Source organism: Pseudomonas sp. (assembly GCF_049301935.1).
Lineage (GTDB): Bacteria > Pseudomonadota > Gammaproteobacteria > Pseudomonadales > Pseudomonadaceae > Aquipseudomonas.
This window is the reverse complement of record NZ_JBAQLP010000106.1, coordinates 1-13,762: the sequence shown is the minus strand read 5'-3', so window position 1 is coordinate 13,762 and position 13,762 is coordinate 1. Positions and strand designations below refer to the sequence as shown.

Sequence of the window (13,762 nt, the reverse complement as noted above, 5' to 3'; positions counted from 1 at the left end):
TGCTACGCCGGGCATGCTGGCGTGCCAGCCCCTCGCACCGAGAAATGCGCAAGATTGTGCAAGCGCTGTTCAGTGCTCATCAGGCCCGGCCCTCGTACCAGCCCTTGCTGTTATTGACCATGCGCACCAGCCAGAGCATTACCGGCACCTCGATCAGCACACCGACCACCGTGGCCAGCGCCGCGCCGGAGTTGAAGCCGTACAGCACGATGGCCACCGCCACGGCCAGCTCGAAGAAGTTCGACGCACCGATCATCGCCGCCGGCCCGGCCACATCGTGGCGCACCTTGAGCTGGCGGCACAGCCAGTAGCCCAGCGCAGCGATCAACAGGGTCTGCAGCAGAATCGGCACTGCCAGCATGGCGATGATCAAGGGTTGCGCAACGATGGTCTGGCCCTGAAAGGAGAACAGCAGCACCAGGGTGGCCAGCAGGGCGAGGATGGAAAATGGGCCGATACGCGCCAGCACCCCTTGCAAGGCCGCATCACCCCGGCGCAGCAAACGCGCGCGGATAAACTGGGCGATGGCCAGAGGGATAACGATATACATGACGACCGACAGCAGCAGGGTGTCCCAGGGCACCGGGATCGACGACACGCCCAGCAGCAGGGCGACGATGGGGGCGAAGGCGAACACCATCACCAGGTCGTTGATCGCCACCTGGGTCAGGGTGAAGTTGGCGTTGCCCCTGCACAGGTTGCTCCAGACGAAGACCATGGCGGTGCAGGGCGCGGCACCCAGCAGAATCAGCCCGGCCACGTAGCTGTCGATCTGCTCGGCCGGCAGCCAGCCTTCGAATACATGGCGCAGAAACAGCCAGGCCATCAAGGCCATGGTGAAGGGTTTGATCAGCCAGTTGATGCTCAGGGTCACGCCCAGGCCGGCGCGCTGCTGGTAGACCTCGGCGATGGCGCTGAAGTCGATCTTGATCAGCATGGGGATGATCATCACCCAGATCAGCAGACCCACCGGGATATTCACCTGGGCGATTTGCAATGCGCCCACCGCCTTAGCGGCCTCAGGCGCATACAAGCCGAGCAGGGTGCCGCCGATAATGCAGAGAAACACCCAGAGCGTCAGGTAGCGCTCGAACAAGCCCAGCGGCGAGCTGGCCTGCGGGACTGAGGATTCAAGAATATTGCTCATGCTGGAGGCCTTGGGACGAGTCACGCGTTTAGCCAGGGCCCGAACGCGTGGTAGTGATCTGGGTCGAGATGGGCAGGCTGAATATGCGGTTTACAAGATATACGGTTGGCAATATATTCGCCAAACCGTATTTTCGTGATGCTTCTGCCATGAGCTTAAAACCCCGCGTGCTGTTTCTCTGCGTAGCCAATGCCGCCCGTTCGCAGATGGCCGAAGCCCTGCTGCGTCATACCGACCCCGAAGGCTACGAGGCCTTCAGCGCCGGCACCCAGCCGGATGAAGTCGACCCCCGCGCCCGTCTGGCGTTGGAGCAGTTGGGCGTCAGCACCGAAGGCCTGCACAGCAAGCCTCTGGAAAGCTTCGACGGCCAGCAGTTCGACTATGTGATCACCCTGTGTGACAAGTCCGCCTTCGAGTGCAGCACCTTGCCCGGGGCCGGCGAGTATATCGCCTGGGATTTCGAGGACCCGGCCAACAGCCGCCAGCGCAATGCCTACAAGCACTGTCTGCAGCAGATTCACGAACGCATCAAGATGTTCGTGCTGGTCAAGAACAAGGCTCAAGCACCGCTGCAGATGCTCGCGCCGGTGACCCTGTTCAAGTGCCTGGCCGACGACACCCGCGCGCGCATGACCCAGCTGATCGCCCTGGAGGGCGAGCTGTGCGTGTGCGAGCTGACCGCCGCCCTGGAGGAAAGCCAGCCGAAGATATCCCGCCACCTGGCCCAGTTGCGCAGCAGCGGTCTGTTGCAGGACCGCCGCGCCGGGCAGTGGGTGTATTACCGCCTGCATCCGCAGCTGCCGGCCTGGGTCGGTGAGACCCTGAATCAGGTGCTCAAGGCTGATGATCCACAACTGGCCGAAGATCGCCTGCGCCTGCACAGCATGCGTGAGCGTCCCGATCGCACCGCGCTGTGCGGCTGATGCCCTGTTTACCGGAGCCAGACCATGAAAGCCGAACTGCCCAATATCGCTGCCGAACTGCTGGACATTCCCACGCCGGACAAACTGGCACAACCGGCCGCAGCGCATAAGCCGCGCATTCTGCTGTTGTATGGCTCCAATCGCGCACGCTCTTATAGCCGCCTGCTGAGCGAGGAAGCCGCGCGTCTACTCGAACAGTTCGGTGCCGAAACGCGCATCTTCAACCCCAGCGGCCTGCCGCTACCGGACGACGCCCCCGAGGATCACCCCAAGGTGCAGGAACTGCGCGAGCTGGCGCAATGGAGCGAGGGCATGGTCTGGTGCTCGCCGGAGCGCCATGGTGCGATGACTGGGGTGTTCAAGGCGCAGATCGACTGGATTCCGCTGAGCATGGGCGCGGTGCGTCCGACCCAGGGCAAGACCCTGGCGCTGATGCAGGTCAGCGGTGGCTCGCAATCCTTCAATGCGCTGAACCAGATGCGCGTGCTCGGGCGCTGGATGCGCATGTTCACCATCCCCAACCAGTCCTCGGTGGCCAAGGCTTTTCTCGAATTCGACGACGCCGGGCGGATGAAGCCTTCGGCCTATTACGACCGGGTGGTCGACGTGATGGAGGAGCTGGTCAAGTTCACCCTGCTGCTGCGCGGCCAGGCCGACTACCTGGTGGACCGCTACTCCGAGCGCAAGGAATCCGCCGAGCAGCTGTCTAAACGGGTCAATCAGGCCGCCATTTAACTCTCAGGATCAATGCGAATGTCCCATCCCTTTGATGTTCTCAGCATTCCCAATCGCCCCGGTCGGCTGATCTTTACCCCCTGCCCGGGCACCAAAGACAGCAGCCTCGACAGTGCCCTGAGCACCCTGCAACAGGCCGGCGCCGATGCGGTGTTGACCCTGATGCCCTACGCCGAACTGGCGCACAACGCTGCTAGCGATTTGCCCGCCCTGTGCGCTGCGCAAGGCTTGCTCTGGCTGCATTTGCCGGTGGCCGATGAGCAGGTGCCGCTGGCCGATTTCGACGCCGCCTGGCCGGCGGCCATGACGCAGATGGCTGAGCTGCTGGCGGCCGACAAGGCCATCGCCATTCACTGCAAGGGCGGTTCCGGGCGCACCGGGCTGATCGCCGCGCGCATCCTGATCGAGCTGGGTATTGAGCGCAGCGAGGCCATCAGCCTGGTGCAGGCGCTGCGGCCGAAAGCCATTCGGCATCCGGCCCATGCGGGCTGGATCGCCCAGTTCGGCCATTGAGGTGAACATGCTCAACACCCTGGGCCTGTTCGCCCTGACGGCGCTGGCCGAGATCATCGGCTGTTACCTGCCGTACCTGTGGCTCAAGCAGGGCAAGAGTATCTGGCTGCTGCTGCCGGCCGCCGCCGCGCTGGCGCTGTTCGCCTGGCTGCTGACTCTGCATCCAACTGCCGCCGGGCGGGTGTATGCCGCTTACGGCGGGGTGTATGTGGCCATGGCGATTATCTGGCTGTGGCTGGTGGACGGCATTCGCCCGACCCACTGGGACCTGCTGGGCGCCGCTGTGGCCCTGCTCGGTATGGCGATCATTATATTTGCGCCGCGTAGCGCCTGATCACTTTTAAGAGGGGATTTATCCATGACTATTAAGGTAGGTATCAACGGTTTTGGTCGTATCGGTCGCCTGGCCCTGCGCGCCGCCTGGGGCTGGCCGGAACTGGAATTTGTGCAGATCAACGACCCGGCCGGCGATGCCGCCACCCATGCCCATCTGCTGAATTTCGACTCGGTGCATGGCCGCTGGCAGCATGAGGCCAGCAGTGAAGGCGAGTGCGTGCTGATCGACGGCAAGCGTATCCAGGTCACGGCCAACAAGACGATTGCCGATACCGACTGGAGCGGCTGCGATCTGGTGCTTGAGGCCAGCGGCAAGATGAAAACCGTCACGGTGTTGCAAGGCTATCTGGATCAGGGCGTAAAGCGTGTGGTGGTCTGCGCGCCGGTGAAAGAGCCGGGCGCGCTGAATATCGTGATGGGCGTCAACCAGCAGCTGTTCGACCCGGCGCAGCATCGCATCGTTACCGCCGCCTCCTGCACCACTAACTGCCTGGCTCCGGTGGTCAAGGTGATCCACGAAAACCTCGGCATTCGCCACGGTTCGATCACCACTATCCACGATCTGACCAATACCCAGAGCATCCTCGATACGCCGCACAAGGACCTGCGCCGCGCCCGCGCATCCAGCATGAGCCTGATTCCCACCAGCACCGGTTCGGCCACGGCGATTGCCGAGATTTTCCCCGAGCTGCGCGGCAAGTTGAATGGCCACGCCGTGCGCGTACCCCTGGCCAACGCCTCGCTGACCGACTGCGTATTCGAGGTGGAGCGCGCCACCACGGTGGAGGAGGTCAATGCGCTGCTGAAAGCTGCCGCTGACGGACCGCTGGCCGGGATTCTGGGTTATGAAGCGCGGCCGCTGGTATCGATCGACTACCGCACTGATCCGCGCTCTTCGATTATCGATGCGCTGTCGACCATGGTGGTCAACGGCACCCAGGTCAAAATCTACGCCTGGTACGACAATGAATGGGGCTACGCCAGCCGCGCGGTGGAATTGGCGCGGCTGGTCGGCCTGGCATGACCCGTGGCCGGCCTCGCGGCCTGGTGGTGGGTTACGCCTTCGGCTAACCCACCCTACGCCAACGCCGCAGATCAGTAGTTTGTAGGATGGGTTAAGCGCAGCGCTACCCATCGGCTTTTGCCCAATCGGCACAGGATTTCTCCCATGCACGCCTTATCCCGCCTAGCCCCCGAAGTGCGCCAATACCTGCTGGTCACCGGCAACTACTGGGCCTTTACCCTGACCGACGGTGCGCTGCGCATGTTGGTGGTGCTGCATTTCCATAGCCTGGGTTACACGCCGCTGCAGATCGCCGCGCTGTTTCTGTTCTACGAAACCTTCGGCGTGGTGACCAATCTGGTCGGCGGTTATCTGGGCGCGCGGCTGGGGCTTAATCGCACCATGAATATCGGCCTGGGCCTGCAGGTGGCGGCCTTGCTGATGCTCACGGTGCCGGCGGCCTGGCTGACCATCCCCTGGGTGATGGGCGCGCAAGCCCTGTCCGGCATCGCCAAAGACCTGAATAAGATGAGCGCCAAGAGCTCGATCAAGTTGCTGGTGCCGGACAACCAGCAGGGCACTTTGTACAAGTGGGTGGCGATCCTGACCGGCTCGAAAAACGCGCTCAAGGGTGTGGGCTTTTTTATGGGCGGCGCGCTGCTGGCGCTGCTCGGTTTCGCCGGCGCGGTGCTGGCGATGGCCGCCGTGCTGGCGCTGATCTGGCTGGCCAGCCTGTTGCTGCTGAAGAAGGATCTGGGCAAGGCCAAGGCCAAGCCGAAGTTCCGCGACCTGCTGTCCAAGAGCCGGGCGATCAATAGCCTCTCGGCCGCACGCTTGTTCTTATTCGGCGCGCGCGATGTGTGGTTTGTGGTGGCGCTGCCGGTGTACCTGTCCAGCGTATTTGGCTGGGATTTCTGGCTGGTCGGCGGCTTTCTCGCGGCCTGGGTGATCGGCTACGGGATTGTGCAGTCCTTTGCCCCGACCATAACAGGCAAGGCCAGCGGGCGGCTGCCGGATGGTCGCGCGGCATTTGCCTGGGCTGCCGTGCTGGCCGGGTTGCCGGCGGCTATTGCACTCGGTCTGGATAGCGACTTGCCGGCGCAGTGGGTATTGCTCGGCGGGCTGCTGCTGTTCGGCGCGTTGTTTGCGGTGAACTCCTCGCTGCACAGCTACCTGATCGTCAGCTACGCCAAGGAAGACGGCGTGTCGCTGGATGTCGGCTTCTATTACATGTCCAACGCCCTCGGCCGGCTGATTGGCACGCTGCTGTCGGGCTGGGTGTATCAGGCCTATGGCCTGGAGGCGTGCCTGTGGGTGTCCTCGGCCTTTGTGCTGTTGGCGGCGTTGATTTCCATCGGGTTGCCTCGGCATCGACAGGACCCTGTCAGACCTTATCTACCATAAACTTAAATTGAGAGCCTATTCTTGAATTTCAATAGTAGGCTTTTTCCAGTGATAGCTTTTAACAATGCTGTCTAGAGGAGTGCCGGCTATAGAGTTGGTGTAATTGCTCATCGTTTTAATGGCAATACCTAATACCACCTCAAGAGCTTGTTGTGGAGTAAAGCCTGCCTCATAGAAAGCATCGATATCCGCTTGTACGACTTTTCCTTTCGTACGAATCAGGGTTTGAGTAAATCGTCTTAGTTGTTCGTAGCGGTCTGTTGACAGTTTGCGGCCTGTACGCAGCGCGTGAATATCCGGTTCTGACATTTTGGCTTGTTGAGACAGTAAGGTGTGCCAGGGCACGCAATAGTTACATTCATTTTCAAAGTTAGCCGTTTGATACACGATCTGCTGTTCGATCTCAGAAAGCGAAGTTTGACTATATGCCGCCCAGGCAGAAGAGTAAGACTCCAATAGCGCCGGTGCTAGGGCCATGGTCCGCTCTAAATTGGGAATCATATTGAAGGCCTGCTTGGTTTTCGCCAAAATGGGTCGAGCGGCGCTTGAGGCCGTTTTTTCGTCAAAAAGCGTAAATTTTGTCATGGTTAAGACCTTGGGTGAATTGTGGTTCGGGCAGCATAGATGCAGAAAATCAGCCGATCAAGCGGGTACTTGGCAGTAAGGTAAGTACTTTGAGGTAACTGACGATGAGTGTGGAAAAGAATAAATTAATACAGCCTGTTGTAAAGCCGGCGAATTTTGAGCAAATGCTAATTGATTGTCTGGGTTGCAAGTGGACAATGGTTTTGCTGGAACATATTGTGCGAGGCGTCAATCGTCCAGGAAAACTGGTTAAGTTGGTAGAAGGGTTAACTACAAAGGTGCTCAATCAGAATATAGCCCGCCTGCTAAACTACAGAGTAGTTGAAAAGCGCGTGTATGCAGAAGTTCCGCCGAAAGTTGAGTACCAGTTAACGCCGTTTGGGCTTGAGTTGTATGGGATTTTATTGAAATTAAAAGAATTGCAAGGCAAGTATTCGGTGTGAAATAACCAGGTATTCAATTTTTTGTAGGCCTTCAGTTGAGCGCTGCCGGATTAACAAGGGGCAGGCTGGATATCATCATGGCCGCCGATGGTATAAGGCTGCGCTCGGACCAAACGTTAGGTGCGCGGATCACGCTTAGATGTATCTGGCCGGTCACCGCTTGTGGGGTTACGCGGCGCGCGGGTATGTGGGTGTTCCCCAGTCCTCGGTTCTGCGCCACTCAGCCAACCTGCAAAAGCGGCCTTAGCACGTAATAAGCGCAAGTTTATGCAAGAGCGTCAGGGCTGATCAGGCGCAGACTCTCATCCATCTACTGGGAGTCTGTTGATGAACCTGTCGCTTTATCTGTTGACCGTAATGATCTGGGGCACCACCTGGATCGCTCTCAAGCTGCAACTGGGCGAGGTGGCGATTGCCGCCTCCATCGCCTATCGCTTCGCCCTGGCCGCCGCCGTGCTGTTTGCCATCCTGCTGCTTAGTGGTCGCCTACAAAGAATGGACAAGCGCGGCCAGTTGATCTGCCTGGTGCAGGGGCTGTGTCTGTTCTGCATCAACTTTCTGTGCTTCTACACCGCCAGCCAGTGGATACCCAGCGGTCTGGTGGCGGTGATCTTCTCCACCGCAACGCTGTGGAATGCGCTCAATGCGCGGTTGTTCTTCAAGCAGAAGATCGCCGCCAATGTGCTGGCCGGCGGTGCGCTGGGCCTCGGCGGGCTGGCGCTGATGTTCTGGCCGGAACTGGCCGGGCAGGAAGCCAGCCATGCAACCCTGTTGGGCATCGGCTTGGCGCTGATCGGCACCCTGTGTTTCTCCGCCGGCAATATGCTTTCCAGCCGGCAGCAGAAGGCCGGCCTCAAGCCGCTGACCACCAATGCCTGGGGCATGCTGTATGGCGCGCTGATGCTGGTGGCGATCTGCCTGGTCAGCGGCACGCCGTTCACCTTTGAGTGGAATACCCGCTATATCGGCACCCTGCTGTACCTGGCGATTCCCGGTTCGGTGATCGGCTTTACCGCCTACCTGACCCTGGTCGGGCGCATGGGCCCGGAGCGCGCGGCTTATTGCACCGTACTGTTCCCGGTGGTGGCGCTGAATATCTCGGTGCTTGCCGAAGGCTACCAGTGGACCGCCCCGGCGCTGCTGGGCCTGGTGCTGGTGATGCTGGGTAACGTGCTGGTGTTTCGTAAAGCCAAAGTCGTACCGCAGGCGGTGGTACGCGCGGCGTAGGCTACGCCGCGCGCCTTATGGTTGTGGTGCAACTCAGTGGTTTCTCGGGTCGTCCTCCGGGTTGTGGTAATGGATCCCCCAGGGGCCCGTACCGTGGAGTTGCAGCACGGTTTCCTGGTCGTGGCTGGCGGCATACATCTTCATTCCGGCGGGAATGATCAGGGTATCGCCCGGTTGATAGGCTTTGGCCTGGGCCGCATCGTAGGTGTCGCCGGGGGCGAAGTAGAAGGTGCCCGAGATAACGGTGACGCGCTCGGTCACGGGATGGGTGTGCACACCGATTTTAGTATTGGCCGGCAGCTTCAAGCGCAGGGTGAAAGGCTCGGCGGCTTTCAGGTCGCCTTCGATCACGGCGATCATCGCGCCCGGTCCCACCGAGGGTGCGGCGGCCCATTGCAGATTTGTCGCGGTAGCCGCAATAAATCCGTTTTCCTCCGCCAGGGTGATGGAGGCCATGCCCGCACAGCCGAGCATCGCCAGGGCAATAGCGACAGGTTTATAGGTGTTCATCATGCTTTCCTCTCGTTCAGGTTGAACAATGTGCGGCCAGGACTTATCGCGATAGAGGCGAGGGTAGGGCTACGGCACAGGGGCGACTCTGCGCGATCAGATTACCTAGTTGAAGTTAGCCGAAAGTGGGAGGGTGGCTATAACCGTTAGGCGCAGCCTTATATCGATCAGCTAGAACAACCCCAACTGTCCGCCGATCAGGGTGGCGAAGTCGTCGTCGACAAACGGCAATATGGCGTCGGCCACCGGTTGCAGCTGGCGGGTCAGGTAGTGGTCGTAGTCGATGGCGGCGTTGCGCGCTTCCAGCGGTTGCGGGCCGGCGCTGGTGATCACATAGCTGATCCAGCCGCCACGCTGGTATTGCTGCGGGCGGCCGTGGGCGGCGTTGTACTCGTCGGCCAGGCGCGCGGCGCGTACATGGGGCGGCACGTTGCGCTCGTAATCGCTGAGCAGGCGGCGCAGGCGTTTGCGGTAGACCAGCAGCTCGTCCAGCTCGCCATTCAGGGTGCGCGCGACATAGTCACGCACATAATCCTGATAGGGCTGGCCCAGAAAGATGCGCTCGTACAGTTCACGCTGGAACTGCTGGGCCAGCGGCGACCAATCGCTGCGCACGGTTTCCAGGCCCTTGTAGACCATCTTATGGCTGCCGTCAGTCTGGGTGATCAGACCGGCATAGCGCTTCTTGCTGCCTTCTTCGGCGCCGCGGATGGTCGGCATCAGAAAGCGGCTGTAATGGGTTTCGAACTGCAGCTCCAATGCGCTTTGCAGGCCGTATTCATCACGCAGGTGCTCGCCCCACCAGGCATTGACCTTGGTCACCAGGGCGCGACCGATCTGCGCCGCCTCGTCTTCCCCGTGGGGGCGCTTAAGCCAGACGAAGGTGGAGTCGGTATCGCCGTAGATCACCGCATAGCCTTCGGCCTCGATCAGCGCGCGGGTGCGGGCCATGATCTCGTGGCCGCGCAGGGTGATGGAGGAGGCCAGGCGCGTATCGAAGAAGCGGCAACCGCTGGAGCCGAGCACGCCGTAGAACGCGTTCATGATGATCTTCAGCGCCTGCGACAGCGGCGCGTTGTGTTCGCGCTTGGCTGCCTCGCGGCCCTGCCATACGCGCTCGACAATGCTCGGCAGGCAGTGCTCGCTGCGGGAGAAGCGCGCGCCACGAAAGCCCGGCACCGAGTGCGCATCATCCGGCTGGCGCAGGCCTTCGATCAGTCCCACCGGGTCGATCAGAAAGCTGCGGATAATCGACGGGTACAGGCTCTTGTAATCCAGCACCAGCACCGACTCGTACAGCCCCGGCTGTGAGTCCATGACGAAACCGCCGGGGCTGGCCTGGGGCGGGTTGTCGCCCAGGTTCGGCGCGACAAAGCCGCGGCGGTGCATCAGCGGCAGATACAGATGCTCGAAGGCCGCCACCGAGCCGCCGCTGCGGTCGGCGGGCAGGCCGGTGACGGTGGCCCGTTCCAGCAGAAAGTCGAGAATCGCGGTTTTAGCGAAGATCCGCGTCACCAGCTCGCAATCGCGCAGGTTGTAGCGCGCCAGGGCCGGTTTGTCCTCGCGGAACATGCGGTCGATTTCGTCCATGCGCTGGTAGGGCGTGGCAATATCCTTGCCCTCGCCGAGCAGGCTTTGCGCGACGTTTTCCAGGCTGAACGAGGGGAAGCTCCAGGTCGCCGAACGCAGCGCCTCGATGCCGTCGATGATCAAGCGGCCGGCGGCGTCGGCAAAGAAGTGGCCGTTGCCGCTGCCGTGTTCACGCCACTGCATCTCGCTGCCATCGCGTCCCAAACGCAGCGGAATGGCCAGGTTGCGCGCATGTTCGTGCAGCACGCGCAGGTCGAACTGCACCAGGTTCCAGCCGATGATGGCGTCCGGGTCGTGCTGCGCCATCCACCCATTCAGGCGTTCGAGCAACTCGCCACGGCTGGCACAGTATTCCAGTTGGAAGTCCACCTGCGGCGGCTGTTCCGGCGTGCGCCCGAGCATATACACGTTGCGCTGGCTGCAGCCTTCGATGGCTATTGAGTACAGCTCGCCAAAGGCATTGGTCTCGATATCCAGCGAGGCCAGCTTGAGGGTAGGGCGGTAATCCGCGCAGGGCTTGATCTGTGCATCCAGCAGCAGGCCATTGCCACTCGGGTCGGGCGTGCCGGCAAATAGCACTGGCGCGGTGATAAAGCGCTCCATCAGGTAGCGCTCCGGCGGGCGCACATCGGCCTCATACACCTCAACGCCGGCGCGGCGCAGCAGTTTGCTGAGGTCGATCAGTTGGTGATGTTGCTGGCAATACAGGCCCAGCACCGGGCGCTGGTGAAAATCCTTGAGGCCCAGCGGGCGCAGCTCAACGCCTCGCTCTTTGCTTAATAGCGCTTCGGCCTGCTCGCGCTGCTGCGCCGGAATAAAGGCCACGGAGGGCTGATAGGGCAGGCGGATATGCCGGGGGCCGTTATCGGTGGCCAGCCAGAACTCCACCTGTGTGCCGGCCGGCGTATCACGCCAGTGCCGGGTCAGCAGAAAGCCCTGTTGTAAGTCCACTGCCACCACCTAAACGTTCAGATCGGGCAATTCTACGCAGCTCTTATGTGTATGCCTATACAGTGTTTTGGTCTGCTGCCAGGCGGGCACAGACAAATCCGCCTTTAGGAGTAAAATGCCCGCCCTGATTGACTGCCCGATAGCGAAACCATGTCCCTGCCCAAGCACCACCTCGAACTACTGAGCCCGGCGCGCGATACCGCGATTGCCAAGGAAGCCATCCTGCACGGCGCCGATGCGGTGTATATCGGCGGGCCAGGCTTCGGCGCGCGGCACAACGCCAGCAACAGCGTGGCCGATATCGCCGAACTGGTGCAGTTTGCCCACCTGTTCCATGCGCGGGTGTTTGTCACCCTCAACACCATCCTGCATGAGGATGAGCTGGAACCGGCGCGGCAGATGATCTGGCAGCTCTACGAGGCGGGCATCGATGCGCTGATCGTGCAGGACATGGGCGTGATGGAAATGGACCTGCCGCCCATCGAAATCCACGCTAGCACCCAGTGCGATATCCGCACCCTGGAAAAAGCCCGCTTCCTCGATAACGCCGGCTTCTCCCAGCTGGTGCTGGCCCGCGAGCTGAATCTGCAAGAGATCAGCAATATCTGCCGCAACGTCGATTCGGCGGTGGAGTTCTTTATTCACGGCGCGCTGTGCGTGGCGTTCTCCGGGCAGTGCAATATCTCTCACGCGCAGACCGGCCGCAGCGCCAACCGCGGCGACTGCTCGCAAGCCTGCCGCCTGCCGTACACCTTGAAGGACGATCAGGGCCGCGTGGTGGCTTTTGATAAGCATCTGCTGTCGATGAAGGACAACAACCAGACCGACAATCTGATCCATCTGGTGGATGCCGGCGTGCGCTCGTTCAAGATCGAAGGGCGCTACAAAGACATGAGCTACGTGAAGAACATCACCGCGCATTACCGCCGCGAGCTGGATGCGATTCTTGAGCAGCGCCCGCACCTGGCCCGCGCCGCCAGCGGCCGCACCGAGCACTTCTTCACCCCCGATACCGACAAAACCTTCCACCGCGGCAGCACCGATTATTTCGTCACCGACCGCAAGGTGGACATCGGTGCGTTCGACTCGCCGACCTTTACCGGCTTGGCGGTGGGCTATATCGAGAAAGTGAACAAGCGCGACCTGATTGCCGTCACCGACACGCTGCTGTCCAACGGCGATGGCCTGAACGTGCTGATCAAGCGCGAAGTGGTCGGTTTTCGCAGCAACATCTGCGAGCTGAAAGGCGAGTTTGAAGAAGACGGCGAGAAGCGCTACCGCTACCGCGTCGAGCCTAATGAGATGCCCGAGGCCATGCACCGCGTGCGCCCGCAGCATCCGCTCAATCGCAACCTCGACCACAACTGGCAGCAGGCCCTGCAGAAAACCTCCGCCGAGCGCCGTATTGCCGTCAGCTGGCAGCTGGCCGTGCAGGGTGATCAGTTGAGTGTGAGCGTCACCAGTGAAGAAGGCATCAGTGCCCGCGTCAGCCTGACTGGGCCGTTCGCCGCCGCCAAGGATGCCGAGCAAGCCCGCGAGCAATTGGCCGATGGCTTGAGCAAGCTGGGCACCACTATCTACTACAGCACTGGCGCACAGATTGACTGTGAGGCCGTGCCCTTTGTGCCCGGCTCACAACTCAAGGCCTTGCGCCGCGAAGCCATCGAGGCGCTGACCCAGGCCCGCGTCGCCGCCCACCCGCGTGGCGGGCGCAAGCCGGTCAGCGTGCCAGCGCCGGTGTACCCGGAATCGCACCTGACCTTCCTCGCCAACGTCTACAACGACAAGGCGCGCACCTTCTATAAACGTTACGGCGTGCAACTGATCGACGCCGCCTACGAGGCCCATGAAGAGGCGGGCGATGTGCCGGTGATGATCACCAAGCACTGCCTGCGCTTCTCCTTCAACCTCTGCCCCAAGCAGGCCAAAGGCGTCACCGGCGTGCGCACCAAGGTCTCGGACATGCAGCTGATCCATCAGGACGAAGTGCTGACCCTGAAGTTCGACTGCAAGCCCTGCGAGATGCATATCATCGGCAAGATGAAGGGCCATATCCTCCATCAGCCGCAGCCCGGCAGTGCCCAGAGCAACGGCGGCGCGGTGGGCTATATCACCCCGGACGATCTGCTCAAGACCATCAAGCGCTAGAGCAAAGCGGTAATCCGTAGGATGGGTGGAGCGCAGCGATACCCATCAGGCTTTTTGTCCGGGCGACTGGCTGCGTTGAGCGCGCAATTGCCGATGGGTATCGCGTTGCTCAACCCATCCTACGGGTTGAAGTTCGACTGCAAGCCCCGCGAGATGCATATCATCGGCAAAATGAAGGGCCATATCCTCCACCAGCCGCAACCCGGCAGCGCCCAGAGCCAGGGCGGCGCAGTGGGCTATATCAGCC

Annotated in this window: 13 protein-coding genes; 9 read left to right on the top strand and 4 right to left on the bottom strand. The window is 61.2% G+C overall.

What is annotated here, in order from left to right; genetic code table 11:
* Positions 1 to 79: 79 nt before the first annotated feature.
* Complete coding sequence (gene arsB / locus WA145_RS14510) at positions 80 to 1,147, bottom strand: ACR3 family arsenite efflux transporter (RefSeq protein ID WP_422582263.1); 1,068 nt, start codon at positions 1,145 to 1,147, stop codon at positions 80 to 82.
* A 149-nt stretch (positions 1,148 to 1,296) separates the two neighbouring features.
* On the opposite strand from arsB, the gene WA145_RS14505 reads away from it, so the two are divergent.
* The 6 genes from WA145_RS14505 (at position 1,297) to arsJ (ending at position 6,061) form a co-directional block, all read left to right on the top strand.
* On the top strand, positions 1,297 to 2,070 hold the full coding sequence (locus tag WA145_RS14505) for a metalloregulator ArsR/SmtB family transcription factor (RefSeq protein ID WP_422582262.1): 774 nt from the start codon (positions 1,297 to 1,299) through the stop codon (positions 2,068 to 2,070).
* A 24-nt stretch (positions 2,071 to 2,094) separates the two neighbouring features.
* Positions 2,095 to 2,805: an arsenical resistance protein ArsH gene (gene arsH / locus WA145_RS14500; RefSeq protein WP_422582261.1), complete on the top strand. Its 711-nt coding sequence runs from the start codon at positions 2,095 to 2,097 to the stop codon at positions 2,803 to 2,805.
* Between the two features lie 18 nt (positions 2,806 to 2,823).
* Positions 2,824 to 3,318, top strand: a complete 495-nt coding sequence (locus WA145_RS14495) for a tyrosine-protein phosphatase (RefSeq protein ID WP_422582260.1) — start codon at positions 2,824 to 2,826, stop codon at positions 3,316 to 3,318.
* 7 nt (positions 3,319 to 3,325) lie between these two features.
* Positions 3,326 to 3,652, top strand: a complete 327-nt coding sequence (locus WA145_RS14490; RefSeq protein WP_422582259.1) for a YnfA family protein — start codon at positions 3,326 to 3,328, stop codon at positions 3,650 to 3,652.
* 24 nt (positions 3,653 to 3,676) lie between these two features.
* Positions 3,677 to 4,678, top strand: a complete 1,002-nt coding sequence (locus tag WA145_RS14485; protein WP_422582258.1) for an ArsJ-associated glyceraldehyde-3-phosphate dehydrogenase — start codon at positions 3,677 to 3,679, stop codon at positions 4,676 to 4,678.
* Positions 4,679 to 4,822: 144 nt separating this feature from the next.
* On the top strand, positions 4,823 to 6,061 hold the full coding sequence (arsJ, locus tag WA145_RS14480) for an organoarsenical effux MFS transporter ArsJ (RefSeq protein WP_422582257.1): 1,239 nt from the start codon (positions 4,823 to 4,825) through the stop codon (positions 6,059 to 6,061).
* Positions 6,062 to 6,076: 15 nt separating this feature from the next.
* Here the strand turns inward: arsJ and WA145_RS14475 are convergent, their stop codons facing one another.
* Complete coding sequence (locus WA145_RS14475) at positions 6,077 to 6,646, bottom strand: carboxymuconolactone decarboxylase family protein (RefSeq protein WP_422582256.1); 570 nt, start codon at positions 6,644 to 6,646, stop codon at positions 6,077 to 6,079.
* 104 nt (positions 6,647 to 6,750) lie between these two features.
* On the opposite strand from WA145_RS14475, the gene WA145_RS14470 reads away from it, so the two are divergent.
* Both WA145_RS14470 and WA145_RS14465 read left to right on the top strand, forming a co-directional pair.
* A complete protein-coding gene (locus WA145_RS14470; RefSeq protein WP_422582255.1) occupies positions 6,751 to 7,089 on the top strand; it encodes a winged helix-turn-helix transcriptional regulator in 339 nt (112 codons plus the stop codon).
* A 327-nt stretch (positions 7,090 to 7,416) separates the two neighbouring features.
* Entirely contained in the window at positions 7,417 to 8,316 is a 900-nt protein-coding gene (locus WA145_RS14465; RefSeq protein ID WP_422582254.1) for a DMT family transporter, read from the top strand.
* Between the two features lie 33 nt (positions 8,317 to 8,349).
* On the opposite strand, the gene WA145_RS14460 is transcribed toward WA145_RS14465, so the two are convergent.
* On the bottom strand, positions 8,350 to 8,826 hold the full coding sequence (locus WA145_RS14460) for a cupin domain-containing protein (protein WP_422582253.1): 477 nt from the start codon (positions 8,824 to 8,826) through the stop codon (positions 8,350 to 8,352).
* Between the two features lie 171 nt (positions 8,827 to 8,997).
* Positions 8,998 to 11,367 (bottom strand): DNA polymerase II, encoded by a 2,370-nt coding sequence (locus WA145_RS14455; RefSeq protein WP_422582252.1) that lies wholly within the window; start codon positions 11,365 to 11,367, stop codon positions 8,998 to 9,000.
* 150 nt (positions 11,368 to 11,517) lie between these two features.
* On the opposite strand from WA145_RS14455, the gene WA145_RS14450 reads away from it, so the two are divergent.
* On the top strand, positions 11,518 to 13,515 hold the full coding sequence (locus WA145_RS14450; protein WP_422582251.1) for a peptidase U32 family protein: 1,998 nt from the start codon (positions 11,518 to 11,520) through the stop codon (positions 13,513 to 13,515).
* Positions 13,516 to 13,762: the final 247 nt, after the last annotated feature.

Coding starts and splice junctions, on each gene's coding strand:
- WA145_RS14465 (WP_422582254.1), top strand. CDS start 7,417: ATGAACCTGTCGCTTTATCTGTTGACCGTAATGATCTGGGGCACCACC.
- WA145_RS14495 (WP_422582260.1), top strand. CDS start 2,824: ATGTCCCATCCCTTTGATGTTCTCAGCATTCCCAATCGCCCCGGTCGG.
- WA145_RS14505 (WP_422582262.1), top strand. CDS start 1,297: ATGAGCTTAAAACCCCGCGTGCTGTTTCTCTGCGTAGCCAATGCCGCC.
- WA145_RS14460 (WP_422582253.1), bottom strand. CDS start 8,826: ATGAACACCTATAAACCTGTCGCTATTGCCCTGGCGATGCTCGGCTGT.
- arsJ (WP_422582257.1), top strand. CDS start 4,823: ATGCACGCCTTATCCCGCCTAGCCCCCGAAGTGCGCCAATACCTGCTG.
- arsH (WP_422582261.1), top strand. CDS start 2,095: ATGAAAGCCGAACTGCCCAATATCGCTGCCGAACTGCTGGACATTCCC.
- WA145_RS14485 (WP_422582258.1), top strand. CDS start 3,677: ATGACTATTAAGGTAGGTATCAACGGTTTTGGTCGTATCGGTCGCCTG.
- WA145_RS14450 (WP_422582251.1), top strand. CDS start 11,518: ATGTCCCTGCCCAAGCACCACCTCGAACTACTGAGCCCGGCGCGCGAT.
- WA145_RS14490 (WP_422582259.1), top strand. CDS start 3,326: ATGCTCAACACCCTGGGCCTGTTCGCCCTGACGGCGCTGGCCGAGATC.
- arsB (WP_422582263.1), bottom strand. CDS start 1,147: ATGAGCAATATTCTTGAATCCTCAGTCCCGCAGGCCAGCTCGCCGCTG.
- WA145_RS14475 (WP_422582256.1), bottom strand. CDS start 6,646: ATGACAAAATTTACGCTTTTTGACGAAAAAACGGCCTCAAGCGCCGCT.
- WA145_RS14470 (WP_422582255.1), top strand. CDS start 6,751: ATGAGTGTGGAAAAGAATAAATTAATACAGCCTGTTGTAAAGCCGGCG.